Origin of the sequence: Enterobacter sp. JS8-1 (assembly GCF_049187015.1) — a bacterium.
GTDB classification, from domain to species: Bacteria; Pseudomonadota; Gammaproteobacteria; order Enterobacterales; family Enterobacteriaceae; genus Enterobacter; species Enterobacter mori.
The window spans coordinates 344,380-369,846 of sequence record NZ_CP185805.1; the positions used below are offsets into that span (position 1 = coordinate 344,380).

A 25,467-nucleotide genomic window follows, 5' to 3' on the forward strand; every position below is an offset into this window, starting at 1 on the left:
TGGCGGCTTCGCCTTACCCGGCCTACAAGGTGCGATGTTCGTAGGCCGGGTAAGCGCAGCGCCACCCGGCAACCGCGACCTCAGTTCTGCAACACGGACGACACCAGCAACTGGGTGTACGGATGGTGCGGATCGTCGAGCACCCGGTCGGTTAGCCCACTTTCCACCACCTGACCCTGCTTCATCACCAGCAGGCGGTCCGCCAGCAGGCGCGCAACGCCTAAATCATGGGTGACAATCACCACCGCCAGGTTCAGTTCCACCACCAGACCGCGCAGCAGGTCGAGCAGGCGGGCCTGCACGGAGACGTCCAGCCCGCCGGTGGGTTCATCCATAAACACCAGCTTCGGGTGGGTGACCAGGTTGCGGGCGATCTGCAGACGCTGCTGCATCCCACCGGAGAAGGTTGTCGGCAGGTCGTCGATGCGCGAAGCGGGGATTTCCACCTCCTCCAGCCAGTGCTGGGCGGTGGCGCGGATGTCGCCGTAATGGCGCGCGCCGGTGGCCATCAGGCGTTCGCCGATGTTGCCTCCCGCAGAGACCTGACGGCGCAGGCCATCCATCGGGTGCTGATGGACCACGCCCCACTCGGTGCGCAGCAGGCGGCGGCGCTCGGCCTCGCTTATGCCGTAGAGGGAGCGTCCCTGATACAGGATCTCACCGTGTTGCGGCGCGAGGCGCGCGGAGATGGACTTCAGCAGCGTCGTTTTGCCGGAGCCGGACTCGCCGACGATCCCCAGCACTTCGCCCGGCCACAGCTCGAACGACACGTCGCTAAAGCCTTTGCCCGGCGCATAAAGGTGAGTCAGGTGATTAACCGAAAGCAGCGGTTTCATTGGCCGTTCGCCTCGCTCTGTTGGCGGCAGTAATCGGTGTCGGAGCAGACAAACATCCGTTTGCCCGTGTCGTCCAGCACCACTTCGTCCAGATAGCTGTGTTTGGATCCGCAGATGGCGCAAGGTTCGTCCCACTCCTGCACCGTAAACGGGTGATCGTCGAAATCGAGACTTTCCACGCGGGTGTAAGGCGGGACGGCGTAGATGCGTTTCTCGCGCCCGGCACCGAACAGCTGCAGGGCGGGCATCATGTCCATCTTCGGGTTATCGAATTTCGGGATCGGCGACGGGTCCATCACGTAGCGCCCATTCACCTTCACCGGGTAGGCGTAGGTGGTGGCGATATGGCCGAAGCGGGCGATATCCTCATACAGCTTCACCTGCATCACCCCGTACTCTTCCAGCGCGTGCATGGTGCGGGTTTCCGTTTCGCGCGGCTCGATAAAGCGCAGCGGCTCCGGGATCGGCACCTGGAAAATCAAAATCTGATCTTCTGTCAGCGGGGTTTCGGGGATGCGGTGACGGGTCTGGATCAGCGTCGCGTCTTCGGTTTTTTCAGTGGTGTTTACGCCGGTTACGCGCTGGAAGAAGCTGCGGATCGACACGGCGTTGGTGGTGTCGTCGGCGCCCTGGTCGATGACCTTCAGCACGTCAGACTCGCCGATCACGCTGGCGGTGATCTGAATACCGCCCGTGCCCCAGCCGTAGGGCATCGGCATTTCGCGGCCGCCGAACGGCACCTGATAGCCCGGAATGGCCACCGCTTTAAGTATCGCGCGGCGGATCATGCGTTTGGTTTGCTCGTCCAGATAGGCAAAGTTGTAGCCGCTTAAGTTAGCCATTGGCGCGCTCCCGTTGCAGGCGTTTCAGCAGTTCCAGTTCAGCCTGGAAATCGACGTAGTGCGGCAGCTTGAGGTGCGAGACAAAACCGGCGGCCTCAACGTTATCCGCGTGGGCCAGCACGAACTCTTCGTCCTGCGCCGGGCCTGCAATGTGCTCGCCGTAGTCCGGTGCCTGGAGTGCGCGGTCGACCAGCGCCATTGCCATGGCTTTGCGCTCGCCGAGGCCGAACACCAGCCCGTAGCCGCGGGTAAAGTGAGGGTCTTCATTTTCGGGCGCGACAAAACCGTTCACCATTTCACACTCGGTCATCAGCAGTTCGCCGACGTTTACCGCAAAACCTAGCTCTTCCGGCACGATTTCGACGTCGATGTAGCCGCTGCGGATCTCGGCCGCAAACGGGTGGTTGCGCCCGTAGCCGCGCTGGGTGGAGTAGGCCAGCGCCAGCAGATAACCTTCGTCGCCGCGCATCAGCTGCTGCAGGCGGGACGAGCGCGAGCACGGGTAAACCGGCGGCGTGCGGGTGATGTCATCCGGCTGAGCGCCAGAATCTTCTTCCGCCTTCGCCAGGCCCTGTTTCGCCAGCAGGCTGAAGACGTGCGGAGACGGTTCTTGTTCGGCGTCAGAGGTGCTGAACTGCGGTGCTTCGCCGTTCGCCAGCAGGGTAAAATCCAGCAGGCGATGGGTGTAGTCGTAGGTGGGGCCAAGCAACTGGCCGCCGGGAATGTCTTTATAAACGGCAGAAATGCGGCGCTCCAGGCGCATCTGTGCCGTGTTGACCGGCTCGCTCACCGCCAGTTTGGCAAGCGTGGTGCGGTAGGCACGCAGCAGGAAGATGGCTTCGACGTTATCACCGCTGGCCTGCTTCAGGGCCAGCGCCGCCAGCTCGCGGTCGGCGATGCCGCCCTCGGTCATCACGCGGTCGACCGCGAGGTTTAACTGCTGCTCAATCTGGGCGACGCTCAGCTCGGGAAGCCGTTCATCGCCCCGTCGTCTGTGCGCCTGCAGCGCATGGGCGGCGGCGATCGCTTTTTCGCCCCCTTTGACGGCAACGTACATCAGCACACCTCCACGTGGGTGGTCCGCGGGATCGCCAGCAGGCGCTCGCCGCAGGTCAGGATCAGGTCAATGCCCAGCGGGAACGGGTGCGGGCGTTCGGTCAGCTCGTGAATGATGCACTCCGGCAGCTGCGGCGCGACCATGCGTTCTTCGGCAATGCCTGCGCCCGTCAGGCGCAGCATGCGGCCGCCGCTCAGGCTGGAAACCTGCAGGATCAGCGTGGCGCTGGTCTCCGGGGCGACAGCGCTGCCTTCACTCAGGGCGTTAAGCTGCTCATGGCTGATTTGCTCATCGACCACGGCAAAGATTGCCTGCTGGGGCTGATCGACCAGCGGGGCGCTGGTGTGAAAACGCAGGTTCTGGCTGGCGATATCGTTGGATAATGCACCTGAAAGCCAAACAGGCGTGTCGTTGTCGGCCAGGGTCAGCAGCACGCTGGTGGTCGCCAGGTTCAGCGGCAGCCAGCCCTGTGAAAGCTGGTGCAGCGAGACGATCACGCCCGGCTCGCTCATCGCCTTCAGCAGGCGACGAAAACTGTGTTGGGCATCCTGGACGGCCAGGGTAAAAGCAGGTTGAAGCGTCATGCGTTGTCTCCGCGAACGAGCGTAAAGAAGTCGACCCGGCTGGTGTTCACTTCGGCCTGACGTGCGGCAATGCGCGCGGCGCGGTCGGCTTCCAGCGGGGCAATAAGGGTTTCCATTAATGTCTGGAAATGCGGCTGTTCCTGTAAAAGCGCGTCGATCACCGCGCAGCGCTCGGCGTGGGCTTTGTCGCGCCCCAGCACGTAGCTGTAGCCCAGCGTGCCGCTGTTCAGACGGATTGCTGCGCGGGTGAGGGTGGCGTCTCCGGCGAAGAAGCGCTCGCCGGTGCCGCCCATGCGCGCCTGGATTTGTACCAGGCCAATCTCCGGTGCGCGGAGGGTGTCGTAATCAGGTGCCAGGCTAAGGGTGCTCATGCGGGCAGAGAGCGCAGCAGGCTGGCTGTGGGCCAGCACGCGCATCCAGCGCTGTCGGGTGGAGATATCGAAGTGCATTCAGTGCTCCATGGTGAATTCGATCATGTCGGCGCGGGTCAGGCTGACGGAGTATTCCGTCGCGTTGATCTCGCCGTCACGGTGGTTGAGGGTGCGTACGCAGAGCAATGGAGCCATGTTGGGAATTTCGAGAACCTTGCTCTCTTTCGCCTGCGCGCGACGGGCGCTGATGCGTGTCTGGGTGCGCTTGAGCGCAATGCCTGTCGCATCCTGAAGAAAATCATGCAGCGAGCCGCTGGAGAAACGCTGGAGCACGGGCCAGAGAGCGAGGTCCGCGAAGTAGTGGTCTATCTGGCACACCGCCACGCCGTTCACCCGGCGCAACGTGCGCAGGTGGATGACGTTTTCGCCCTCCTGAATGCCCAGCGCGTCCGCCACGTGGCTGGAGGCCGGGCGCAATACCGAGAGCAGCTTTTCGCTGGTAGGGTGGCTGCCCTGATCCAGCAGGTTCTGGCTAAAGCGCGCCTGGGCGTTTAGCGGGTAGTCGAAGGGGCGCATAAGCACCAGGACGCCCACGCCCTGGCGGCGCTGGACCCAGCCGCGCTCGACCAGCTGGTCAATGGCGCGGCGCAGGGTGTGTCGGTTCACCTCATAGCGGTCGGCAAGCTGCTGCTCGGCGGGCAGGTAGTCTCCACAGCGGTAGTGCGTGCGCAACTCCACTTCGAGCTTTGCCGCAATCTCTTGCCAGCGGGTGGGGTAACTGGTCGGATGTCTGGATAAGTGCATAGAAAACAAAGCCTCGCTTCTCAGATGAAGTGCTTACGCAAACGTTGAGAGAGGAAATCCAGCAGGCTGACGGTGACGATGATGAGCACCATCAGGGCGCAGGTTTGCTGGAACTGGAAACCGCGAATCGCTTCCCACAGGGTGACGCCAATCCCGCCTGCGCCGACCATGCCGACGACGGTGGCGGAGCGGACATTGGACTCAAATCGGTACAGGGAGTAGGAGATCAGCAGCGGCATCACCTGAGGCAGGACGCCGTAAAGGATCTCTTCGATTTTGTTGGCGCCCGTTGCGCGAATACCTTCTACCGGGCCGGGCTCGATGGCTTCGACCGCTTCGGAGAGCAGCTTGGAGAGCACGCCTGTGGTGTGGATGAACAGCGCCATCACGCCCGCGAACGGACCCAGGCCGACGGCGACCACGAACAGCATGGCGAACACCATTTCGTTAATGGCGCGGCAGGCATCCATCAGGCGACGCATCGGCTGGTATATCCACCACGGCACGATGTTTTCGGCGCTCATCAGGCCAAACGGAATGGAGAGAACGACGGCAAGAGCGGTGCCCCAGACGGCGATTTGCAGGGTGATCGCCATTTCGCTGAGGTAGTCCTGCCACTGGCTGAAGTCCGGCGGGAAGAAGTCGGCGGCGAAGGTGGCCATGTTGCCGGAATCTTTGAAGAGCAGCAGCGGATCCATTTCCGCGCCCTTCCAGGAGATAACCAGCACCGCCAGCAGGATGGCCCAGCTGATGAGCGAGAACCAGCTGCGCTTTGGCGGTGGGAGGGTGATGGTTTGCATGTTGGCTCCTTAATCTGTTCTCCCTCTCCCTGTGGGAGAGGGCCGGGGTGAGGGCATCAGCGTGCGCATTTCCCCCTTACCCTAACCCTCTCCCTCAAGGGAGAGGGGACTTGTGTTACTGCACCGCTTTATTCACGCTGGTCATTGCACCGAGCGCGGCGGTCAGGCGGTCGAGATCGTCCAGCTGGGCTTGAATTTCAGAGACTTTGCTGGTCTTCTCGTCTTCCTTAAGGCCTTTGTTGTCCTTCACGCTCTGCATCTGCTTGAACAGCGCCAGCTGGCGAATCGGAACCAGCTGCAGGTCGCTTGACGCGCGGAACGGTGCCCAGCCCAGATGTTCAAGAACCGCTTTCTCTTCCGGCGTTTTGCCGTAGCTCATAAAGAAGTCGTACACCTTCTCCTTGGTGCTTTCGGTGAGGTTTTTACGCCACACGATCGGGTCGCCCGGGATCAGCGGCGATTTCCAGATAACCTTCAGCTCTTTCAGCTTGTCCGGCGCGGAGGTCTTCAGCTTGTCGAGGTTTTCGGTGTTGTTAGTGGCAACGTCCACCTGCTTGTTGGCAACGGCCAGGGCGTTGGTTTCGTGGCTGGCGTTGACGGTGCGCTTGAAGTCGCTGGCGGAGGCGTTGTTTTTGGCGAAGACGTAGTAGCCAGGGACGAGGAAGCCGGAAGTGGAGTTCGGATCGCCATTGCCGAAGGTCAGCTCTTTGCGTTTGGCAAGCATGTCGTTGAGGTTGTTGATCGGGCTGTCTTTGTTCACGATCAGCACACTCCAGTAGCCCGGAGAACCGTCTGCTGCGACGGTCTGGGCGAAGACCTGTCCGTTCGCGCGGTCTACTGCCTCCATGGCGGAGAGGTTGCCGTACCAGGCGATGTCCACTTTATTAAAGCGCATCCCCTGGATGATGCCCGCGTAGTCCGGGGCGAAGAAGGCGTTCACTTTGATCCCCAGTTTGTTTTCCATATCTTTCAGAAACGGTTCCCACTGGGGTTTCAGGTTCTGCTGTGATTCCGTCGAAATGATGCCAAAGTTCAGCGCTTTTTCCTGCTCCTCGGCGTAGGCAGGGCTTAACAGGGTGCTGATGCTGAACATGCTGGTGAAGGCCAGCGCGGCAACCGTTTTATAGCTCATTTCCATTCCTCGTTATGGGGACGTTAAGCAGCCTGCGCGTTCTCTTCGACGCGATTAATGCTGCGGTAGAGATGGTCAAAACGTTCGTTATCAAACTGATGGCTAGCGCCATCAAAGAACACGTGCCCCTGACGCAGGGCGACGATGCGCTCGCAGTAGCGCAATGCGTAATCCACCTGATGCAGCGTCACCACCACGGTGATGCCGTCGTGCTGGTTAATGTCGCGCAGAGTTTCCATCACGATGCGCGCCGATTCCGGGTCCAGCGAGGCGATGGGTTCATCGGCAAGAATGATTTTTGCTTTCTGCATCAGTGCGCGGGCGATGGCGACGCGCTGTTGTTGTCCACCGGACAGGGTGGAGACGCGCTGATGGGCAAAATGCGCCATACCGACGCGCGTTAGCGCCTGCAGCGCTTCTTGTTTCTGAGAAGGGGAGAACCAGCGCAGGCAGGTACGCCAGAACGGGGTGCTGCCGAGTGCGCCAATCAGCACGTTCTCCAGCACCGTCAGGCGGTTCACCAGATTGAACTGCTGGAAGATGTAGCCCGTCTGGGCGCGGCTTTTGCGAATATCGCTCGCCAGACGGCCTGCACGCTGCACGGTGTTACCCAGCAGTTCGACGTGACTTTCCGGGGTTTTATCGCAGGTAATGAGGCCGCTTAAATGGCGCAGAAGGGTGGATTTGCCTGAGCCAGAAGGCCCGAGAAGCGCCACCATGTCGCCCTGCTGGACGGTCAGATCAACGGCATGCAGCGCCTTGTTGTGGTGGAAGGTCTTGCTCAGTTTCTCGACGCGGATGACGGTTTGCATGGGCTGGGCCTCACAATAAATGTGGCCTCATGCTGGCGCATCAATATGACATTTGGGTTAAGTCTGGGTTGCGGGAATTTGAAGAGTTGAGGGGAGTTTGATGACAATCACTGTAGGCCCGGTAAGCGCAGCGCCACCGGGCGCTGTTGCCGGATGCGCTGCGCTTATCCGACCTACGATTTAACGACGTTAATCATCCACGGCACACCGTATTTATCGGTGACCTTACCGAAGCCGTGCGCCCAGAAGGTTTCCTGCCAGGCCATTTCGACATTTCCGCCCGCGGCAAGACTGTCGAACCAGCGCTTACCTTCTGCCACGTCCTGGGTGTCGAGCACCAGCGTGAACCCGGCGTATTGCGCGCTGCTGCCGGGCGGCAACCCGTCGCTCATCATAATATCGCTGCCCGCAATGCGAACGTTGGAGTGAGCGATGGCGGAATCCGGAAACTGCATGCCGGACGGACAGCCTTCTTCGCTGTTTTCGTCTTTTGGCATTTCGCCGAAGGTGATTTTATAGAGAAGTTCTGCGCCGACGGCCTGCTGATAGAAGGCGGTGGCCTCAGCACAGTTACCGGCGAAAGAGATGTAGGGACTTAATGGCATAATCATTACCTCAGGTAAGAGAAGCCCATTAAGTTTAGTTATTGTAGGCCCGGTAAGCGAAGCGCCACCGGGCGGATAAATCAGTTCTTTTTAACGAACTCAGATTTCAGTTTCATTGGACCGAAACCGTCAATTTTGCAATCGATGTTGTGATCGCCTTCAACCAGACGGATATTCTTCACTTTGGTGCCGATCTTCAGCATGGAAGAGCTACCTTTCACCTTCAGATCTTTCACCACGGTGACGCTGTCGCCGTCGGCCAGAAGGTTGCCGTTCGCATCTTTTACGATGAGGGTATCGCTGTCCTGCGACGGCTCTGCGTCATTCCATTCATGTGCGCATTCCGGGCAGATGAACATGCCATTATCTTCATAAGTGTATTCAGAATTGCATTTCGGGCAGTGTGGGAGTTGCATGTCGGTATCCTCAAAAAAGTGTTAACACGCTGGAAAGTGCCAGCTAAATGACGGCAGAGTGCCGAAAAAGGCGGCAAGTATAACGTAAATCCACACTTTTGTCGGTGCTATTGCATAATAAAAAAAATGCAAAAATTGTGTGGCGAGTGACACTTGCTGTCAGTCAGTTAAGCGATGCTTGACGCATTAAGACGATGGAAAGAAATGATGCTAAATATATCGAATATTTTATTGCATCAAATTGCTACGCTCTTCCATTTCGGATAAGGTTAAGCAACAAGTTGTTATTTATCCACGTTCACCAACGCCATTCATCCCATGGTGGCGGGGAATTACCTCTCTTTTTAGGTGGGTAAATAGCAATGATATATCCTGATGTTTCCTGAAAATGAGCTACGCTTTTTATCTTTTGGCTTTCCGCCAAGGGGGCCGTTTTACACGCCTTGCAAGGATGGTTGTTTATTTCTTATTGCCATCAATTGGTTATATTTAGCGAACATGTTTTCCATACGTGATCATATAAGCCGAAACAGCATAATCAAAACAAAGTGGCTTAATAAAAGTAATAAATTTGCGTTAAGGAAAGGCTTTTATCATGCACACACAGACCATTTTTGAATTAAGCCAGGAAGCTGAGCGTCTGTTACAGCTCGCGCTACAGAATCTTGAGACGTTGAAATCAATGCCAGGTACAATGCTGGATAGCGCGACGGCCGCATTGAGAGGCGGTAATAATAATGTATTGCCTTTACATTTCAGCGCCCGTGGCGTCGATGCTCAGCAGGCGATGCTAAATAATGAATTGCGCAAAATAACCCGTCTCGAAATGGTATTGGCCATTGTCGGGACCATGAAGGCGGGTAAATCAACCACCATTAATGCGATTGTGGGTACCGAGGTATTGCCGAACCGCAATCGGCCAATGACCGCGCTCCCGACGCTGATCCGTCATACGCCGGGTCAAAAGGAGCCTGTACTTCATTTCTCGCATGTCTCTCCTATTGATGCGTTGATTCTGCAATTGCAGAAAAAGCTCTGCGATGACGATCGCGGTAAGCTGGCCCAGCGTCTGGAAATAGATAAAGACATGAATACCCTGCTGGAGTGTATCGAAAAAGGTGAGCCATTTGAAAAGCATCATCTTGGCGCAGAGCCGATATTCCATTGTCTGAAAAGCCTTAACGACCTGGTACGCCTCTCTCTGGCGCTGGGCGTGGATTTTCCGTTTTCCGAATACACGGCAATTGAACATATTCCGGTCATTGAGGTGGAGTTTGTCCATCTCGCAGGGCTGGATGCCCATTTGGGTCAACTGACGTTACTCGACACACCGGGGCCAAATGAAGCCGGACAGCCGCATCTGCAAAAAATGCTCAGCGAGCAGTTGGCTCGCGCCTCGGCTGTTCTGGCGGTGATGGACTACACCCAGCTCAAATCGATTTCCGATGAAGAGGTCCGTCAGGCGATCTCGGTGGCGGGTAAATCGGTCCCCCTGTATGCGCTGGTCAATAAGTTCGATCAGAAAGACCGTAACAGCGATGACGAGGAACAGGTCCGGGCGTTGATTTCCGGCACATTAATGAAGGGGAATATTTCGCCTGGGCAGATTTACCCGGTTTCCTCGATGTGGGCCTACCTGGCCAATCGTGCCCGCTATGAGATGGCCGCTAACGGACGGCTCCCTGACCATCAGGCGCAGCGCTGGGTGCAGGATTTTGCCGAGGCGGCGCTGGGACGTCGCTGGCGAACAGCCGATCTGGACGATATCGACCATATCCGTCACGCCGCGGACCTGCTGTGGGAAGACTCGTTGTTTGAACAACCCATCCGTAAGCTGATTTACGCTGCGTATGCCAACGCCTCGCTGTTTGCCCTGCGTTCGGCGTCCCACAAGCTGCTCAACTATGCGCAGAATGCCCGGGAGTATCTCGATTTTCGCTATCAGGGGCTGACCGTGGCCTTCGACGAGCTGGAGTTGAATATTGTCCGGCTTGAGGACGACATGGCGCTAATAAAAACGCGTCAGAGCGTGGTCAGCGATGAAGTGCAACACGAAGTTGAAGAGGCGCTTAGCGCAACAGATGAGTTCATGGCGCGGCAAAAGCACGCGCTGAAACAGGCCATTGGGCAGGTCTTTAGTCACGGCAATATCATGGGGGTCGCTGGTATCGATCCGCTGAATGTGCGAAACGACGCAGTGGAAGAGGCACATCATCTGGTGCTGGACGACGAAGGACAGGCGCAGGTTGTACTGAGTAAGATCAGCTCCTCTTGTGAACTGATTATGCTGGATGCGCAGGATAAGATCTGTCGAGAGCTGGCGTTGCGCTTCGATCAGCTGGAATCCACGCTGGCACGTTCGCTGAATGAGGCCATGCGCCCCATAGAGACGCGGATTAAAGCACAGCTGAGCCATGCGGGTTTTCGGGCGCGGATCAGTTTCCCTGCGTTTCAGCCTAATCAGCTGAACTTCAACACGCGTGCGCTGTTTAACGATGCCATTGCGATGGATAGCCGTCCGGCAGGGCGAACCTCGGGGACGGGCAGCATGCGTGAAACCGTCTCGCGCTGGTTGAACAATCCGGGCTGGGGCTGGGAGGACGCTGTCGCGACGCGTACACGATACGTCATCGATATCGCGCAGCTTCATGACAAATTTAAGCAACATATCGACCAGTTTTGTGAACAAATAGGTAAAGCTTTGGCCGCGCAGGTCGATGTTTCTGTTACGGCAGGTATGGCGACATTCTTTGCGGAATTTTCATTATGCCTGACCGGGTTACAGGAAAGCTTGCGTGATAGCCTCGCAGTGCGTCAGCAAAATGAGCATTCGACACGAGCGCTCAGCCAGATGCTGAAGCAAAGTCTTACAACTGCAACGTGGATTCAGGAAGATACCCGACTGTTACGCGATGATATTCAAACCCTATTCGCGGCAGAGCAACCATGACAACACAGCTACTGGACGGTCCCGGGCGGACGCTGGAGTGTATTCATCCCAAATTTATGGTCGATCTGGTTCAGGGCGTGGACGCTGCGCGTCATCCCCATCTGGGGCCGCAGCAGCTGCAGTTTCGTGAACGTTTGACGCAGGAAATCATGACGCACACCCGGCTACGGCCGTGGGCGATGTCGGGAATGTTCACCGAAAATACGGCATTGCGGCTGGGGCTGGCGGAGAAGCTGGCCGGAATGCTCGATCCTGGCCATCTGGCACTGACCCGAATGTCCGATAAATTGCTGGCGCTTCGGCAGCAGACGAACCCGCGCACCGTTCAGCCTCCGGGTCTGATACGGCAGTATGAAGAACTCACCACTCACTTTAGCCAGCGTGCGGCTTATAAAGAGAAAGCGCTGACGCAGCGTGGGCTCACGGTTCAGGCGGGTGAGCATAGCGAGCAGATTTTTACCCGCTGGCGTGCCGGCCAATACGACAGTTGGTCTTTGGCTGGCCGCTGTTACGTTGTTCTGGAAGAGTTGCGCTGGGGGCCGTTTGGTGATGCGTGCCGGCTGGCAAATGACGATGTGGCGGCCATGCTCAAGGATAACCTGCGCAGCATGGCGGCGAATTATCTTGCTCAGGGTATTAATGCCTCTCCCACCACCCGACACTTTTACCCTCAATGGCTGACAACATCCGCCTCCCCCGGTCTGATGGATTACAAGGATATGCTGGGCTGGTTGGGGGACTGGTGCCTGGCGGATAAACATCCGGTGTGCTGGTCGGTGACGCAGAGCTGGCAGACAGTCGCGCTGGGCATGCCAAGGCTCTGTTCGGCAAAACGGCTGGTGGATGGGATGGTGGAAGAGATTTTTGGCTGATCCCTTCCCCCTCACCCTAACCCTCTCCCCGCAGGGGAGAGGGCTTGGTGTGGTGTGTTAATGATTCATTTCTACTGGTTTTGGTTCAGGCTGGGTCTCTTGCACATTTCCGTAGCGTTTCGCATACAGCGCCGTGATGATGGGGACCAGAATCGCGGTGACGATCACGCTGGCGGCAACCAGTGCTGTGGCTGACGCGGCGACCGGTTCGAAGGCTGGGTTAATTTGGGCAATAATCACCGGGTTTGCGACGGCAGCCCCGGCGGCCGAAGACGCGGCGACACCCGCGGTTCCATTTCCGCCCCCAATCACGCGGTCAGCAATAATCAGCGGAATACCGGTGATGATGATGACGGCAACACCCAGCACAATACCCAGCAGGCCGGTATCCAGGATCACGTTCAGGTTGATAGTGTTACCCAGTGCGAAGCCAAAGAACGGGATCAGCACCGGCGTAGCTTTGCTGAAGAAGTCGCGTAAATCGTGATCCAGATTACCCAGCGCAAAACCGATCAGGAATGGCAGGATCGCACCGACAAAGTGGTGAGGTTCAAAGGAGGCAAGACCGGCAGAGCCCAGGATCAACATGGTCATCAGCGGGCCGGACTCCAGCGACATCAGTACGAACGCACCGGATTCTTCCTTGGTGCCGTACTGATTCATCAGGCTGGCATACAGGCCACCGTTGGTCATATCCATCGCTGACACGATGGCCAGCACGGATAATCCGGCAAAGAATCCGGTCTGAATGCCGTTCTCCGGAATGAACATCGCACAGATCATTGCAACAACCCAGGCGACGGCAATTTTTGTGATAACCAGTGTGCCTGATTTGCGTAATACCGTACCCGTGGCACGTAAATTTATGGATGCGCCGATACAAAAGAACCATACCGCCAGAATCGGTACCGTTCCGCTAATCATGCCTTTTGTGAATCCACCAAAATAAGCACCGGTATTCGGTGCCAGTGTATTTAAGATCGCACCAAGTACCAGCGGAACCAACATCATTCCGCCGGGGATACGTTCTATTGTGGCTTTAATCTTCATGTTTAACCCTCGCATCTCGCCCCGCGTATCTGGCGGAAAGCTTCAAAAAAATAAATAAACAAATTCAATGGATTAAGTGCCTTTTTGAGGGGCTGATTCGTTATCCATGCAATAAAATTAAATGAGTGTCTTCCGATTCTTTTGTTCGAAAGCACTGGGGATGATGTTTGCGGATTTATGATGCGATCTTTGGAATTGCGATTCAATGAAAATAAAACAGTGTTTTAGTTATCTCGATCACATAATGAATGTAAACAAAGGATGCGGCATTTTATTATTAAAATTTATGTAAATCTGATGTGAAGGATTGTGGCTTAATCTTTTGCTGAGACCCGAATAATAACGTACGTAAGCATATTTTTTACGCCGCTTGAGTAAGTACGCATTCGCAGGAATTGACAAAGTCTGACGTCATTTGACGAACAGGAAAAAGATATGTGAAGTTGATCACATATATAAACACTGGTAGGGTAAAAAGGTCATTAACTGCCCAGGCAGGCGTCAACAGGTTCGGTTGTATCGACGTGAAACGTCAATGTAAGTAAACCTGCTACGCTTGAATAAGGCGATTCGCATGGAGCGAATCCCAGGTTCACAGAACGCGAGTTAGCTGTGGAACGGACAGGGCTGAGTCTACGAGGAAAGCTATGCTAAGAAGGAAAAAGGTTAAACCCATTACGCTTCGCGATGTCACGATTATCGATGACGCAAAACTGCGTAAAGCGATCACCGCCGCCTCGCTCGGTAATGCGATGGAATGGTTCGATTTTGGTGTCTACGGTTTTGTTGCCTATGCATTAGGTAAAGTGTTCTTCCCCGGTGCCGACCCAAGCCTGCAGATGATTGCCGCGCTGGGTACGTTCTCCGTTCCCTTCCTGATTCGCCCTCTGGGTGGTCTGTTCTTCGGTATGCTCGGTGACAAATACGGTCGCCAGAAAATACTTGCTATCACCATTGTTATTATGTCGATCAGTACATTCTGTATCGGCCTGATACCGTCCTACGCCACCATAGGCATCTGGGCACCGATTTTGCTGCTGCTCTGTAAAATGGCGCAGGGCTTCTCCGTCGGGGGCGAGTATACCGGTGCGTCGATCTTCGTTGCGGAGTATTCACCTGACCGTAAGCGTGGCTTTATGGGCAGCTGGCTGGACTTCGGTTCGATTGCCGGGTTTGTGATGGGCGCAGGCGTCGTGGTGCTGATTTCAACCGTGGTGGGTGAAGAGAACTTCCTCGAATGGGGCTGGCGTATTCCGTTCTTTATCGCGCTGCCGCTGGGCATCATCGGTCTTTACCTGCGTCATGCGCTGGAAGAGACGCCAGCGTTCCAGCAGCACGTTGAAAAGCTGGAGCAGGGAGATCGCGAAGGGCTGCAGGAAGGCCCGAAAGTATCGTTCAAAGAGATTGCCACCAAACACTGGCGCAGCCTGCTGACCTGTATCGGTCTGGTGATTTCCACCAACGTGACCTACTACATGCTGCTGACCTACATGCCGAGCTATCTGTCGCATAACCTGCACTACTCGGAAGATCACGGTGTGCTGATTATTATCGCCATCATGGTGGGTATGCTGTTTGTGCAGCCGATTATGGGGCTGCTGAGTGACCGCTTTGGCCGTCGACCGTTCATCATCCTCGGCAGTGTGGCGCTGTTTGCGCTGGCGATCCCGGCCTTTATTCTCATTAACAGTAATGTGCTGGGTCTGATTTTCGCGGGCCTGCTGATGTTGGCGGTGATCCTGAACTGCTTTATCGGGGTGATGGCGTCAACATTGCCTGCGATGTTCCCGACGCACATTCGTTATAGTGCGCTGGCGGCGGCGTTCAACATCTCAGTTCTGATTGCGGGCCTGACGCCGACGCTTGCCGCCTCTCTGGTGGAAAGCACGCAGAACCTGATGATGCCTGCTTATTATCTGATGGTTATTGCAGTCATTGGCCTGGCAACCGGTCTTACCATGAAGGAGACGGCGAACCGTCCTCTGAAAGGGGCGACGCCTGCGGCATCCGATATTCAGGAAGCGAAAGAGATCCTGCGTGAGCACTACGATAACGTAGAGCAGAAGATAGAGGATATTGACGCAGAGATTGAAGAGCTGCAGAAGAAACGCTCTCGCCTTGTTGATCAACATCCACGGATTAACGAGTAATAATGAAACCCGCCGCTGGCGGGTTTTCTTTTATTAGCATCCGGCGGCAATGTAGTCGCCGTTGGCGCTGATGGGGATCACCGTCAGGAACAGGATGGTGGCGAACAGAATCAGCACGATCCCTCCCGCGATTTTCACGACCGGGACCAGCCAGCTCAGCGTTGACCCGCCGCCGAAATACGCCACCGTGCGTTCACGGGCATAGCGTACCGCCAGCGAGAGTCCCATAATAGAAAGCGCTGTACCCAGTGACATGGTCATCACTGCGGCGATCCCCCAGGTGACAATGCCGAGCGCATTCGAGAACATCAGGATCATGATCGCGCCGCTGCACGGTCGCGCGCCAATCGCCATCACCACGCCCAGACGCGTTTTCCAGTCGCCTTTTGTCAGATCGCTTCCTACGCCATGATGACCACAACCGCAATGCTCATCATGCTGGTGGAAGGGCTTGATCGAGGAGATTGTCATTCGATGCGGACGCAGGCTTTTTAGTGCCTGATAAATCATATATGCGCCGAATGCGCCAATAAGGACGGCGCTGACCTTCTCTACATACCATCGGCTGGTGCTGATATCCCCCGAGGCGAGGTTAAATCCTATCGCCAGTATAAAGACAAAGAGTATGGCGCTGACGCCCTGCATCAGGCTGCCGAGAAACGGCACAACCCGGGCGGCCAATTCGCTTTCTTTATTTGTACTGAGATAGGTGGTGACAATGAATTTGCCATGCCCCGGTCCGATGGCGTGAAGTACGCCATAAAGGAAGGCACCGGTGAGTAGCCACAGACCGCCGCTGTACTGATGGTTATTCAGCTGGAGCAAGTACATCACCAGATAGCGATGTAAGGTGATCTGGGTGGCGAGGCACCACTGAATAAAGGCATTCCAGTGCGTATGGAGCGTAAAACCTGCAAAGAGAAGTACCAGCATCATCAGTCCTGCTGTGGAGATGCGCCAGTCACGGGTGAGACGTTGTATGGTCATGGGAGGAGCCTGCAGGAGGAATATTTGTCGCTAGTATAGTGGATTTAAGGGACGGCTGTGGATAAGTCTGTGTGTAAAAAGGTATAAGGCGGGGTTTTGCTGTGTAATGCAGCAGTCAGTCATTTTTCTGTCATTTAGCGGTTGCGGCCTGCGGAGAACTCCCTATAATGCGCCTCCATCGACACGGCAGATGTGAATCACTTCACAAACAACCGGGTCGGTTGAAGAGAAAAAATCCTGAAATAACGGGTTGACTCTGAAAGAGGAAGGCGTAATATACGCCACCTCGCAACGGTGAGCGAAAGCCGCTTGCACTGCTCTTTAACAATTTATCAGACAATCTGTGTGGGCACTCAAAGTGACATGGATTCTTAATGTCTCCGGACAATAAATGAATACCAAGTCTCTGAGTGAACATACGTAATTCATTACGAAGTTTAATTCACGAGCATCAAACTTAAATTGAAGAGTTTGATCATGGCTCAGATTGAACGCTGGCGGCAGGCCTAACACATGCAAGTCGAGCGGCAGCGGAAAGTAGCTTGCTACTTTGCCGGCGAGCGGCGGACGGGTGAGTAATGTCTGGGAAACTGCCTGATGGAGGGGGATAACTACTGGAAACGGTAGCTAATACCGCATAATGTCGCAAGACCAAAGAGGGGGACCTTCGGGCCTCTTGCCATCAGATGTGCCCAGATGGGATTAGCTAGTAGGTGGGGTAACGGCTCACCTAGGCGACGATCCCTAGCTGGTCTGAGAGGATGACCAGCCACACTGGAACTGAGACACGGTCCAGACTCCTACGGGAGGCAGCAGTGGGGAATATTGCACAATGGGCGCAAGCCTGATGCAGCCATGCCGCGTGTATGAAGAAGGCCTTCGGGTTGTAAAGTACTTTCAGCGGGGAGGAAGGTGTTGAGGTTAATAACCTCAGCAATTGACGTTACCCGCAGAAGAAGCACCGGCTAACTCCGTGCCAGCAGCCGCGGTAATACGGAGGGTGCAAGCGTTAATCGGAATTACTGGGCGTAAAGCGCACGCAGGCGGTCTGTCAAGTCGGATGTGAAATCCCCGGGCTCAACCTGGGAACTGCATTCGAAACTGGCAGGCTAGAGTCTTGTAGAGGGGGGTAGAATTCCAGGTGTAGCGGTGAAATGCGTAGAGATCTGGAGGAATACCGGTGGCGAAGGCGGCCCCCTGGACAAAGACTGACGCTCAGGTGCGAAAGCGTGGGGAGCAAACAGGATTAGATACCCTGGTAGTCCACGCCGTAAACGATGTCGACTTGGAGGTTGTGCCCTTGAGGCGTGGCTTCCGGAGCTAACGCGTTAAGTCGACCGCCTGGGGAGTACGGCCGCAAGGTTAAAACTCAAATGAATTGACGGGGGCCCGCACAAGCGGTGGAGCATGTGGTTTAATTCGATGCAACGCGAAGAACCTTACCTACTCTTGACATCCAGAGAACTTTCCAGAGATGGATTGGTGCCTTCGGGAACTCTGAGACAGGTGCTGCATGGCTGTCGTCAGCTCGTGTTGTGAAATGTTGGGTTAAGTCCCGCAACGAGCGCAACCCTTATCCTTTGTTGCCAGCGGTCCGGCCGGGAACTCAAAGGAGACTGCCAGTGATAAACTGGAGGAAGGTGGGGATGACGTCAAGTCATCATGGCCCTTACGAGTAGGGCTACACACGTGCTACAATGGCGCATACAAAGAGAAGCGACCTCGCGAGAGCAAGCGGACCTCATAAAGTGCGTCGTAGTCCGGATTGGAGTCTGCAACTCGACTCCATGAAGTCGGAATCGCTAGTAATCGTAGATCAGAATGCTACGGTGAATACGTTCCCGGGCCTTGTACACACCGCCCGTCACACCATGGGAGTGGGTTGCAAAAGAAGTAGGTAGCTTAACCTTCGGGAGGGCGCTTACCACTTTGTGATTCATGACTGGGGTGAAGTCGTAACAAGGTAACCGTAGGGGAACCTGCGGTTGGATCACCTCCTTACCTTAAAGAACCTGCCTTTGTAGTGTCCACACAGATTGTCTGATGAAAAGTAAATAGCAAGGCGTCTTGCGATTGAGACTTCAGTGTCCCCTTCGTCTAGAGGCCCAGGACACCGCCCTTTCACGGCGGTAACAGGGGTTCGAATCCCCTAGGGGACGCCACTTGCTGGTTCGTGAGTGAAAGTCACCTGCCTTAATATCTCAAAACTCATCTTCGGGTGACGTTTGAGATATTTGCTCTTTAAAAATCTGGATCAAGCTGAAAATTGAAACGACACACATGTTATGTGTGTTCGAGTCTCTCAAATTTTCGCAAGTCGATGATGAATCGAAAGAAACATCTTCGGGTTGTGAGGTTAAGCGACTAAGCGTACACGGTGGATGCCCTGGCAGTCAGAGGCGATGAAGGACGTGCTAATCTGCGAAAAGCGCCGGCGAGGTGATATGAACCTTTGACCCGGCGATGTCCGAATGGGGAAACCCAGTGTGTTCCGACACACTATCGTTAACTGAATACATAGGTTAACGAGGCGAACCGGGGGAACTGAAACATCTAAGTACCCCGAGGAAAAGAAATCAACCGAGATTCCCCCAGTAGCGGCGAGCGAACGGGGAGCAGCCCAGAGTCTGAATCAGCTTGTGTGTTAGTGGAAGCGTCTGGAAAGTCGCACGGTACAGGGTGATAGTCCCGTACACGAAAGCACACTTGCTGTGAACTCGAAGAGTAGGGCGGGACACGTGGTATCCTGTCTGAATATGGGGGGACCATCCTCCAAGGCTAAATACTCCTGACTGACCGATAGTGAACCAGTACCGTGAGGGAAAGGCGAAAAGAACCCCGGCGAGGGGAGTGAAAAAGAACCTGAAACCGTGTACGTACAAGCAGTGGGAGCCTCTTTTATGGGGTGACTGCGTACCTTTTGTATAATGGGTCAGCGACTTATATTCTGTAGCAAGGTTAACCGTATAGGGGAGCCGAAGGGAAACCGAGTCTTAACTGGGCGTTAAGTTGCAGGGTATAGACCCGAAACCCGGTGATCTAGCCATGGGCAGGTTGAAGGTTGGGTAACACTAACTGGAGGACCGAACCGACTAATGTTGAAAAATTAGCGGATGACTTGTGGCTGGGGGTGAAAGGCCAATCAAACCGGGAGATAGCTGGTTCTCCCCGAAAGCTATTTAGGTAGCGCCTCGTGAATTCATCTTCGGGGGTAGAGCACTGTTTCGGCTAGGGGGCCATCCCGGCTTACCAACCCGATGCAAACTACGAATACCGAAGAATGTTATCACGGGAGACACACGGCGGGTGCTAACGTCCGTCGTGAAGAGGGAAACAACCCAGACCGCCAGCTAAGGTCCCAAAGTCATGGTTAAGTGGGAAACGATGTGGGAAGGCACAGACAGCCAGGATGTTGGCTTAGAAGCAGCCATCATTTAAAGAAAGCGTAATAGCTCACTGGTCGAGTCGGCCTGCGCGGAAGATGTAACGGGGCTAAACCATGCACCGAAGCTGCGGCAGCGACGCGTATGCGTTGTTGGGTAGGGGAGCGTTCTGTAAGCCGTTGAAGGTGGCCTGTGAGGGTTGCTGGAGGTATCAGAAGTGCGAATGCTGACATAAGTAACGATAATGCGGGTGAAAAGCCCGCACGCCGGAAGACCAAGGGTTCCTGTCCAACGTTAATCGGGGCAGGGTGAGTCGACCCCTAAGGCGAGGCCGAAAGGCGTAGTCGATGGGAAACAGGTTAATATTCCTGTACTTGGTGTTACTGCGAAGGGGGGACGGAGAAGGCTATGTTAGCCGGGCGACGGTTGTCCCGGTTTAAGCATGTAGGCGGGAGTTTTAGGTAAATCCGGAACTCTATTAACGCTGAGGTGTGATGACGAGGCACTACGGTGCTGAAGTAACAAATGCCCTGCTTCCAGGAAAAGCCTCTAAGCATCAGGTAACATCAAATCGTACCCCAAACCGACACAGGTGGTCAGGTAGAGAATACCAAGGCGCTTGAGAGAACTCGGGTGAAGGAACTAGGCAAAATGGTGCCGTAACTTCGGGAGAAGGCACGCTGATATGTAGGTGAAGCCCCTGCGGGTGGAGCTGAAATCAGTCGAAGATACCAGCTGGCTGCAACTGTTTATTAAAAACACAGCACTGTGCAAACACGAAAGTGGACGTATACGGTGTGACGCCTGCCCGGTGCCGGAAGGTTAATTGATGGGGTTAGCGGCAACGCGAAGCTCTTGATCGAAGCCCCGGTAAACGGCGGCCGTAACTATAACGGTCCTAAGGTAGCGAAATTCCTTGTCGGGTAAGTTCCGACCTGCACGAATGGCGTAATGATGGCCAGGCTGTCTCCACCCGAGACTCAGTGAAATTGAACTCGCTGTGAAGATGCAGTGTACCCGCGGCAAGACGGAAAGACCCCGTGAACCTTTACTATAGCTTGACACTGAACACTGGTCCTTGATGTGTAGGATAGGTGGGAGGCTTTGAAGCGTGGACGCCAGTCTGCGTGGAGCCGACCTTGAAATACCACCCTTTAATGGCTGGTGTTCTAACGTAGACCCGTTACCCGGGTTGCGGACAGTGTCTGGTGGGTAGTTTGACTGGGGCGGTCTCCTCCCAAAGAGTAACGGAGGAGCACGAAGGTTAGCTAATCCTGGTCGGACATCAGGAGGTTAGTGCAATGGCATAAGCTAGCTTGACTGCGAGAGTGACGGCTCGAGCAGGTGCGAAAGCAGGTCATAGTGATCCGGTGGTTCTGAATGGAAGGGCCATCGCTCAACGGATAAAAGGTACTCCGGGGATAACAGGCTGATACCGCCCAAGAGTTCATATCGACGGCGGTGTTTGGCACCTCGATGTCGGCTCATCACATCCTGGGGCTGAAGTAGGTCCCAAGGGTATGGCTGTTCGCCATTTAAAGTGGTACGCGAGCTGGGTTTAGAACGTCGTGAGACAGTTCGGTCCCTATCTGCCGTGGGCGCTGGAGAATTGAGGGGGGCTGCTCCTAGTACGAGAGGACCGGAGTGGACGCATCACTGGTGTTCGGGTTGTCATGCCAATGGCATTGCCCGGTAGCTAAATGCGGAAGAGATAAGTGCTGAAAGCATCTAAGCACGAAACTTGCCCCGAGATGAGTTCTCCCTGACCCTTTAAGGGTCCTGAAGGAACGTTGAAGACTACGACGTTGATAGGTCGGGTGTGTAAGCGCAGCGATGCGTTGAGCTAACCGATACTAATGAACCGTGAGGCTTAACCTTACAACGCCGAAGGTGTTTTGGCGAAGAGACACGATATTTTCAGCTTTGATACAGATTTAACAGAATTTGCCTGGCGGCTTTAGCGCGGTGGTCCCACCTGACCCCATGCCGAACTCAGAAGTGAAACGCCGTAGCGCCGATGGTAGTGTGGGGTCTCCCCATGTGAGAGTAGGGAACTGCCAGGCATCAAATAGAAGAACCCCGTACCGTAAGGTGCGGGGTTTTTTGCTTTGTGCTTCATTTTCACCTTCTCCCTGCGTCAGAAAGAATAGCGCCCCCAGAAATATAATAGCTCACCACTCTTCTCCTTATTTTTAAATAAATTCACATTTCCTTCTACGAAATATCTTAATTTCCCATGTTTTATAAATTTATTCACGCGGTAAAAGCATCATGAATTTAAGACTATTCATGTCACTCTGCGAGATATAACACCCTGCTTTCGTATCCTTGCGAGTTAACAATGCGTATATATCCCACATTAAATGTATTGCTTTGTGGTGAAGTTTTCATTTGGTAGCATTTAAATTAGTTCGAAGAAACGGTGATATTTAATATTTGCGAGTTTCATTAATCGCATATCGTTTCCAGAACAAAACCAAGAGTTAATTTCACTCGCGTATATTATTTTTATAGCGTGACGACTCTTTATTTCTCAGGATATTGGTAAAAACAGGATATTTTATGAAACTGAATAAAGTTGCTATGGCTGTCGCTTTGACCGCTGCTCTGGGTTCAATGTCTGCATTCGCTGATACGACGAATGGCCAAATTGAATTCCAGGGTGAACTGGTGAATACCGCATGTGGTCTGGCGCCAGGCTCCAGCCCGGTAAGCGTTGATTTTGGCCAGATTCCTGTTTCTGCGCTGGCTAATGGTGCGCGCGCCGGAAACGTACATCAGAACATCGAACTGCAGCACTGTGACACCACTGTTGCTCAAACTGCTGAAGTGACTTACTCCCCAACCAGCGTAAACCCAACGGATGCGTCTCTGGCAGCCTTCACATCTGGTACTGCGTCTGGTGCGGGTATTGGTCTGCGTGACAGCGCCAGTCAGGACGTTGTCTGGGGTAACGCAACCACCCCTGTTCAACTGGTTGATGGCACCAACACCATTCCGTTCGTGGCATATGTGAAAGCAGAAAGCGCAAGCGCGAGTGTGACGGCGGGTTCCTTCCAGTCAACGGTTAACTTCGAGATTGCTTATCAGTAATCCGCAGAGCGGAGTCAGTGCGGGAAAATTTCCCGCACTATTAAAGAACGAAAATAAAAACGTGTTCTTAATGCCGATTTATTTCGCTGTCGCGACGTAACTATTAAAGCGGAAGGCGTTACGGCGTTCGTACATGTTTTTAAATTGTCGACACCCACAAAATAATTATAACGCAGTGGAACGCAGAGCGCATTTAATGGATTTGTTCGGGACGGGGATCATGTCAGTAAAATTAAATACTAATCTAACAATAATTGCTCTCCTGGTGATGAATTGCTGCTATGCGGCAACGGCGCGCGCGGAGGAGCGAGTTGAGTTTAATACTGATGTTCTGGATGCTTCGGATCGTACCCGTATCGATCTGTCACGCTTTGCGACAGATAACTATGTCACACCTGGTGATTATTTGCTGGATATCCGTATTAACGGCCAGTCGATAGGCCAGGAGAAAATCCGTTATGTGGAATCGCCTGACGGCAATCGTACGCTGCCGTGTATCAGCGGCGACCTGCTGGACAAACTGGCGCTGAAAGAAGACGCACGTACACAAGTCGCTCAAATATATGAAAACTGCTATTCCCTGCAGCGTCTGTCGGGGGCGAAATTAAGTAACTATGCCGGTGTGCTTGATATCACCGTACCCCAGGCATGGATGAAGTACAACGACCTTGACTGGACGCCGCCTGAACGTTGGGATGAAGGTATCGCCGGTCTGATTTTTGACTACAGCATTAACGGACAGCTGACGCGTCAGTTCAGCGACAATGAAAACTACAGCGCGATATCAGGCTACGGTCAGGCGGGAGCCAACATCGGCGGCTGGCGTATGCGCGGTGAATATCAGACAAGCTACTACAGCCAGACCCATCAATCCAATTTCGACTGGAACCAGATCTACGCCTATCGGCCATTGCCGATGATGGCGGCAAAACTGACGCTGGGTGAGATTTACCTGAACTCGCAGGTTTTTGATACGCTGCGATTTACCGGGATTAACCTCGCCAGCGATGAGCGGATGCTTCCTCCGGCGCTACAGGGCTATGCGCCTGAAATCCACGGTATTGCCCGTTCGAATGCCAAAGTGACCGTCAGTCAGAGCGGGCGCGTCATTTATGAAACCACCGTCCCCGCCGGACCGTTCAATATTCAGGATTTGCGCAGTTCGGTGCGCGGTACGCTCGACGTGCGCGTTGAGGAGCAGGATGGCTCAATCTCGATGTTCCAGGTGAACACCGCCAACATTCCGTATCTCACGCGTCCGGGCTACGTCCGTTACAACCTGTCAGGCGGCACGCCGTCTCGCTATAACCACTCACTGAAGGGGCCAACGTTCCTGTCTGGCGATTTCTCCTGGGGGATCAGTAATGCATGGTCGTTGTACGGTGGCCTGCAGTCGTCGGGTGAAGCCTACACCGCAACCTCTCTGGGGATTGGTCGCGATCTTAACGTGTTAGGAGCCATCTCCATTGATGCCACGGAGTCGTGGAGCCGTGAGCCTGACGGGAAACGTCTGAAAGGCACCTCATACAAGCTGAGCTACGCGAAAACCTTCGACGAATACAACAGCTCAATTACGTTCGCGGGATACCGCTTCTCGCAGGAAGACTTCCGCACAATGGCGCAATACCTTGATGAGCGTTATCAGGGTTATGACCGTGTCGGGCGCGAAAAACAGCTCTATACCATCACCGGGAGTAAAACCTTTTGGGCCGGTGAAGCGGGTAAAGCGACAACCGTTTTTCTCACCTGGACCCACCAAAACTACTGGAATCAACGCAGCCAGGATCGATACGGCCTGTCCGTGGGACGTGTCTTCCGCATCGGCGATATCAACGGTATCACCGCCAATCTTTCCGCTTACCGTACTGACTATAAAGGGCAAAAGGACGACTCCATCTCCCTCTCATTATCTGTGCCGATTGGGGATAACAAATGGGCAGGGCTGGACATCCAGACCAACAACGGTAAAACCAGCCCGATGGCGTCATACACCGACAACAGCGATTTCAACAATCTGTGGCGCGTTCGCGCGGGTGCCAGTCAGAACAGTAACGCCAGCGTGGACGGCTATTACCTGCACCGTTCGCAATTGGCGGAAATTAATACCAACGCCAGCTACCAGCAAAATGAGTTTATGGCGTTAAGTACCACCCTGCGTGGCGGTTTCACGGCGACACGGCATGGCGCGGCGATGCATAACAGCGGCGCAACGATGAACACGGCACGTGTCATGGTCGATACCAACGGCATTGGCGGCGTCCCTCTCAATGGCGAAAAGTCCCGGACTAACCGCTTCGGTATTGCCGTTGTACCGGATGTGGTGAGCTACAACAGCTTTGACACCCGCGTAGACGTCGATGCCATGGATGGCGATATCGAACCGGCAAGAGCCATCAGTACCAGTACCCTGACGGAAGGGGCCATCGGCTATCAGGCTTTTGGGATGGCGAAGGGGATGAAGATGATGGGCACGTTACGCCTCGCAGATAACAGCGTCCCACCTTTCGGGGCGGAAATATACAACACCGATGGCGTAAGCGTCGCCATGGTGCTGGAGGACGGCAAGGCATGGCTTGCGGGCATAAACGCCAATGAAACTCTGAATGTCATGTGGGCGGGCAAACAGCAGTGCAAAGTGACCATCCCGCCCGGCGTGAACAACGGACGTTCGGACACGCTTCTGCCGTGCCGCTAATCCCTGTGTAAAGCGTTATCCCACTGTA

At 54.8% G+C, this 25,467-nt stretch carries 18 protein-coding genes, 1 tRNA gene and 3 rRNA genes; 9 read left to right on the forward strand and 13 right to left on the reverse strand.

Going from position 1 to position 25,467, the window contains the following annotated elements:
- Nucleotides 1–80: 80 nt before the first annotated feature.
- The 11 genes from phnK to ACOQH0_RS01710 form a co-directional block, all read right to left on the reverse strand.
- Nucleotides 81–836, reverse strand: a complete 756-nt coding sequence (phnK, locus tag ACOQH0_RS01660; protein WP_182401817.1) for a phosphonate C-P lyase system protein PhnK — start codon at nt 834–836, stop codon at nt 81–83.
- Entirely contained in the window at nt 833–1,678 is an 846-nt protein-coding gene (gene phnJ, locus ACOQH0_RS01665) for an alpha-D-ribose 1-methylphosphonate 5-phosphate C-P-lyase PhnJ (protein WP_029740231.1), read from the reverse strand. The genes phnK and phnJ overlap by 4 nt, the downstream gene beginning before the upstream one ends.
- Nucleotides 1,671–2,735, reverse strand: a complete 1,065-nt coding sequence (locus tag ACOQH0_RS01670; protein WP_421511389.1) for a carbon-phosphorus lyase complex subunit PhnI — start codon at nt 2,733–2,735, stop codon at nt 1,671–1,673. The genes phnJ and ACOQH0_RS01670 overlap by 8 nt, the downstream gene beginning before the upstream one ends.
- The gene (gene phnH, locus ACOQH0_RS01675) at nt 2,735–3,319 is read right to left on the reverse strand and encodes a phosphonate C-P lyase system protein PhnH (protein WP_421511390.1); all 585 of its coding nucleotides are present in this window, start codon (nt 3,317–3,319) and stop codon (nt 2,735–2,737) included. Before phnH ends, ACOQH0_RS01670 begins: the two co-directional genes overlap by 1 nt.
- On the reverse strand, nt 3,316–3,768 hold the full coding sequence (gene phnG, locus ACOQH0_RS01680; protein ID WP_421511391.1) for a phosphonate C-P lyase system protein PhnG: 453 nt from the start codon (nt 3,766–3,768) through the stop codon (nt 3,316–3,318). The genes phnH and phnG overlap by 4 nt, the downstream gene beginning before the upstream one ends.
- The gene (gene phnF, locus ACOQH0_RS01685; RefSeq protein WP_421511392.1) at nt 3,769–4,494 is read right to left on the reverse strand and encodes a phosphonate metabolism transcriptional regulator PhnF; all 726 of its coding nucleotides are present in this window, start codon (nt 4,492–4,494) and stop codon (nt 3,769–3,771) included. It lies immediately after the preceding gene.
- Between the two features lie 20 nt (nt 4,495–4,514).
- Nucleotides 4,515–5,294 carry a phosphonate ABC transporter, permease protein PhnE gene (phnE, locus tag ACOQH0_RS01690; RefSeq protein ID WP_421511393.1) on the reverse strand — a complete coding sequence of 260 codons (780 nt, stop codon included), beginning with the start codon at nt 5,292–5,294 and terminating at the stop codon, nt 4,515–4,517.
- A gap of 115 nt (nt 5,295–5,409) precedes the next feature.
- On the reverse strand, nt 5,410–6,426 hold the full coding sequence (phnD, locus tag ACOQH0_RS01695) for a phosphonate ABC transporter substrate-binding protein (RefSeq protein WP_421511394.1): 1,017 nt from the start codon (nt 6,424–6,426) through the stop codon (nt 5,410–5,412).
- A 23-nt stretch (nt 6,427–6,449) separates the two neighbouring features.
- Nucleotides 6,450–7,238, reverse strand: a complete 789-nt coding sequence (gene phnC / locus ACOQH0_RS01700) for a phosphonate ABC transporter ATP-binding protein (protein ID WP_089598650.1) — start codon at nt 7,236–7,238, stop codon at nt 6,450–6,452.
- Between the two features lie 173 nt (nt 7,239–7,411).
- Nucleotides 7,412–7,843, reverse strand: a complete 432-nt coding sequence (yjdN, locus tag ACOQH0_RS01705; protein ID WP_089598651.1) for a VOC family metalloprotein YjdN — start codon at nt 7,841–7,843, stop codon at nt 7,412–7,414.
- Nucleotides 7,844–7,923: 80 nt separating this feature from the next.
- The gene (locus ACOQH0_RS01710) at nt 7,924–8,259 is read right to left on the reverse strand and encodes a zinc ribbon domain-containing protein YjdM (protein WP_042719123.1); all 336 of its coding nucleotides are present in this window, start codon (nt 8,257–8,259) and stop codon (nt 7,924–7,926) included.
- A gap of 595 nt (nt 8,260–8,854) precedes the next feature.
- Here ACOQH0_RS01710 and crfC point away from each other — a divergent pair.
- Together crfC and ACOQH0_RS01720 are read left to right on the forward strand one after the other, a co-directional pair.
- Complete coding sequence (gene crfC / locus ACOQH0_RS01715) at nt 8,855–11,209, forward strand: clamp-binding protein CrfC (protein WP_421511395.1); 2,355 nt, start codon at nt 8,855–8,857, stop codon at nt 11,207–11,209.
- Nucleotides 11,206–12,081, forward strand: a complete 876-nt coding sequence (locus ACOQH0_RS01720) for a diguanylate cyclase regulator RdcB family protein (RefSeq protein ID WP_421511396.1) — start codon at nt 11,206–11,208, stop codon at nt 12,079–12,081. The genes crfC and ACOQH0_RS01720 overlap by 4 nt, the downstream gene beginning before the upstream one ends.
- Nucleotides 12,082–12,138: 57 nt before the next feature.
- Here the strand turns inward: ACOQH0_RS01720 and kdgT are convergent, their stop codons facing one another.
- Entirely contained in the window at nt 12,139–13,131 is a 993-nt protein-coding gene (gene kdgT / locus ACOQH0_RS01725; protein WP_042719120.1) for a 2-keto-3-deoxygluconate transporter, read from the reverse strand.
- A 647-nt stretch (nt 13,132–13,778) separates the two neighbouring features.
- Between kdgT and proP the strand changes: the two genes are divergently transcribed.
- Nucleotides 13,779–15,281, forward strand: coding sequence for a glycine betaine/L-proline transporter ProP (gene proP / locus ACOQH0_RS01730; RefSeq protein ID WP_089598654.1), 1,503 nt, complete (start codon nt 13,779–13,781; stop codon nt 15,279–15,281).
- Between the two features lie 33 nt (nt 15,282–15,314).
- On the opposite strand, the gene ACOQH0_RS01735 is transcribed toward proP, so the two are convergent.
- Nucleotides 15,315–16,268 carry a nickel/cobalt transporter gene (locus ACOQH0_RS01735; RefSeq protein ID WP_421511397.1) on the reverse strand — a complete coding sequence of 318 codons (954 nt, stop codon included), beginning with the start codon at nt 16,266–16,268 and terminating at the stop codon, nt 15,315–15,317.
- Nucleotides 16,269–16,727: 459 nt separating this feature from the next.
- On the opposite strand from ACOQH0_RS01735, the gene ACOQH0_RS01740 reads away from it, so the two are divergent.
- From ACOQH0_RS01740 to ACOQH0_RS01765, 6 genes are all read left to right on the forward strand, one after another.
- Nucleotides 16,728–18,269: ribosomal RNA gene (locus ACOQH0_RS01740) — 16S ribosomal RNA — on the forward strand.
- Nucleotides 18,270–18,354: 85 nt separating this feature from the next.
- Nucleotides 18,355–18,430 (forward strand) — tRNA-Glu (locus ACOQH0_RS01745).
- Between the two features lie 192 nt (nt 18,431–18,622).
- Nucleotides 18,623–21,529, forward strand: a 23S ribosomal RNA gene (locus ACOQH0_RS01750).
- A 69-nt stretch (nt 21,530–21,598) separates the two neighbouring features.
- Nucleotides 21,599–21,714, forward strand: a 5S ribosomal RNA gene (rrf, locus tag ACOQH0_RS01755).
- The 16S, 23S and 5S rRNA genes sit together here with 1 tRNA gene alongside, the layout of an rRNA operon.
- 499 nt (nt 21,715–22,213) lie before the next feature.
- A complete protein-coding gene (locus ACOQH0_RS01760; protein WP_010427801.1) occupies nt 22,214–22,744 on the forward strand; it encodes a fimbrial protein in 531 nt (176 codons plus the stop codon).
- A gap of 220 nt (nt 22,745–22,964) precedes the next feature.
- Nucleotides 22,965–25,439, forward strand: coding sequence for a fimbria/pilus outer membrane usher protein (locus tag ACOQH0_RS01765; protein WP_421511398.1), 2,475 nt, complete (start codon nt 22,965–22,967; stop codon nt 25,437–25,439).
- The last annotated feature ends 28 nt before the right edge of the window (nt 25,440–25,467 follow it).

Bases quoted from the DNA above. Each gene is read 5' to 3' on its own strand.
- phnK (WP_182401817.1), bottom strand. From the start codon at position 836: ATGAAACCGCTGCTTTCGGTTAATCACCTGACTCACCTTTATGCGCCG.
- phnJ (WP_029740231.1), bottom strand. From the start codon at position 1,678: ATGGCTAACTTAAGCGGCTACAACTTTGCCTATCTGGACGAGCAAACC.
- ACOQH0_RS01670 (WP_421511389.1), bottom strand. From the start codon at position 2,735: ATGTACGTTGCCGTCAAAGGGGGCGAAAAAGCGATCGCCGCCGCCCAT.
- phnH (WP_421511390.1), bottom strand. From the start codon at position 3,319: ATGACGCTTCAACCTGCTTTTACCCTGGCCGTCCAGGATGCCCAACAC.
- phnG (WP_421511391.1), bottom strand. From the start codon at position 3,768: ATGCACTTCGATATCTCCACCCGACAGCGCTGGATGCGCGTGCTGGCC.
- phnF (WP_421511392.1), bottom strand. From the start codon at position 4,494: ATGCACTTATCCAGACATCCGACCAGTTACCCCACCCGCTGGCAAGAG.
- phnE (WP_421511393.1), bottom strand. From the start codon at position 5,294: ATGCAAACCATCACCCTCCCACCGCCAAAGCGCAGCTGGTTCTCGCTC.
- phnD (WP_421511394.1), bottom strand. From the start codon at position 6,426: ATGAGCTATAAAACGGTTGCCGCGCTGGCCTTCACCAGCATGTTCAGC.
- phnC (WP_089598650.1), bottom strand. From the start codon at position 7,238: ATGCAAACCGTCATCCGCGTCGAGAAACTGAGCAAGACCTTCCACCAC.
- yjdN (WP_089598651.1), bottom strand. From the start codon at position 7,843: ATGCCATTAAGTCCCTACATCTCTTTCGCCGGTAACTGTGCTGAGGCC.
- ACOQH0_RS01710 (WP_042719123.1), bottom strand. From the start codon at position 8,259: ATGCAACTCCCACACTGCCCGAAATGCAATTCTGAATACACTTATGAA.
- crfC (WP_421511395.1), top strand. From the start codon at position 8,855: ATGCACACACAGACCATTTTTGAATTAAGCCAGGAAGCTGAGCGTCTG.
- ACOQH0_RS01720 (WP_421511396.1), top strand. From the start codon at position 11,206: ATGACAACACAGCTACTGGACGGTCCCGGGCGGACGCTGGAGTGTATT.
- kdgT (WP_042719120.1), bottom strand. From the start codon at position 13,131: ATGAAGATTAAAGCCACAATAGAACGTATCCCCGGCGGAATGATGTTG.
- proP (WP_089598654.1), top strand. From the start codon at position 13,779: ATGCTAAGAAGGAAAAAGGTTAAACCCATTACGCTTCGCGATGTCACG.
- ACOQH0_RS01735 (WP_421511397.1), bottom strand. From the start codon at position 16,268: ATGACCATACAACGTCTCACCCGTGACTGGCGCATCTCCACAGCAGGA.
- ACOQH0_RS01760 (WP_010427801.1), top strand. From the start codon at position 22,214: ATGAAACTGAATAAAGTTGCTATGGCTGTCGCTTTGACCGCTGCTCTG.
- ACOQH0_RS01765 (WP_421511398.1), top strand. From the start codon at position 22,965: ATGTCAGTAAAATTAAATACTAATCTAACAATAATTGCTCTCCTGGTG.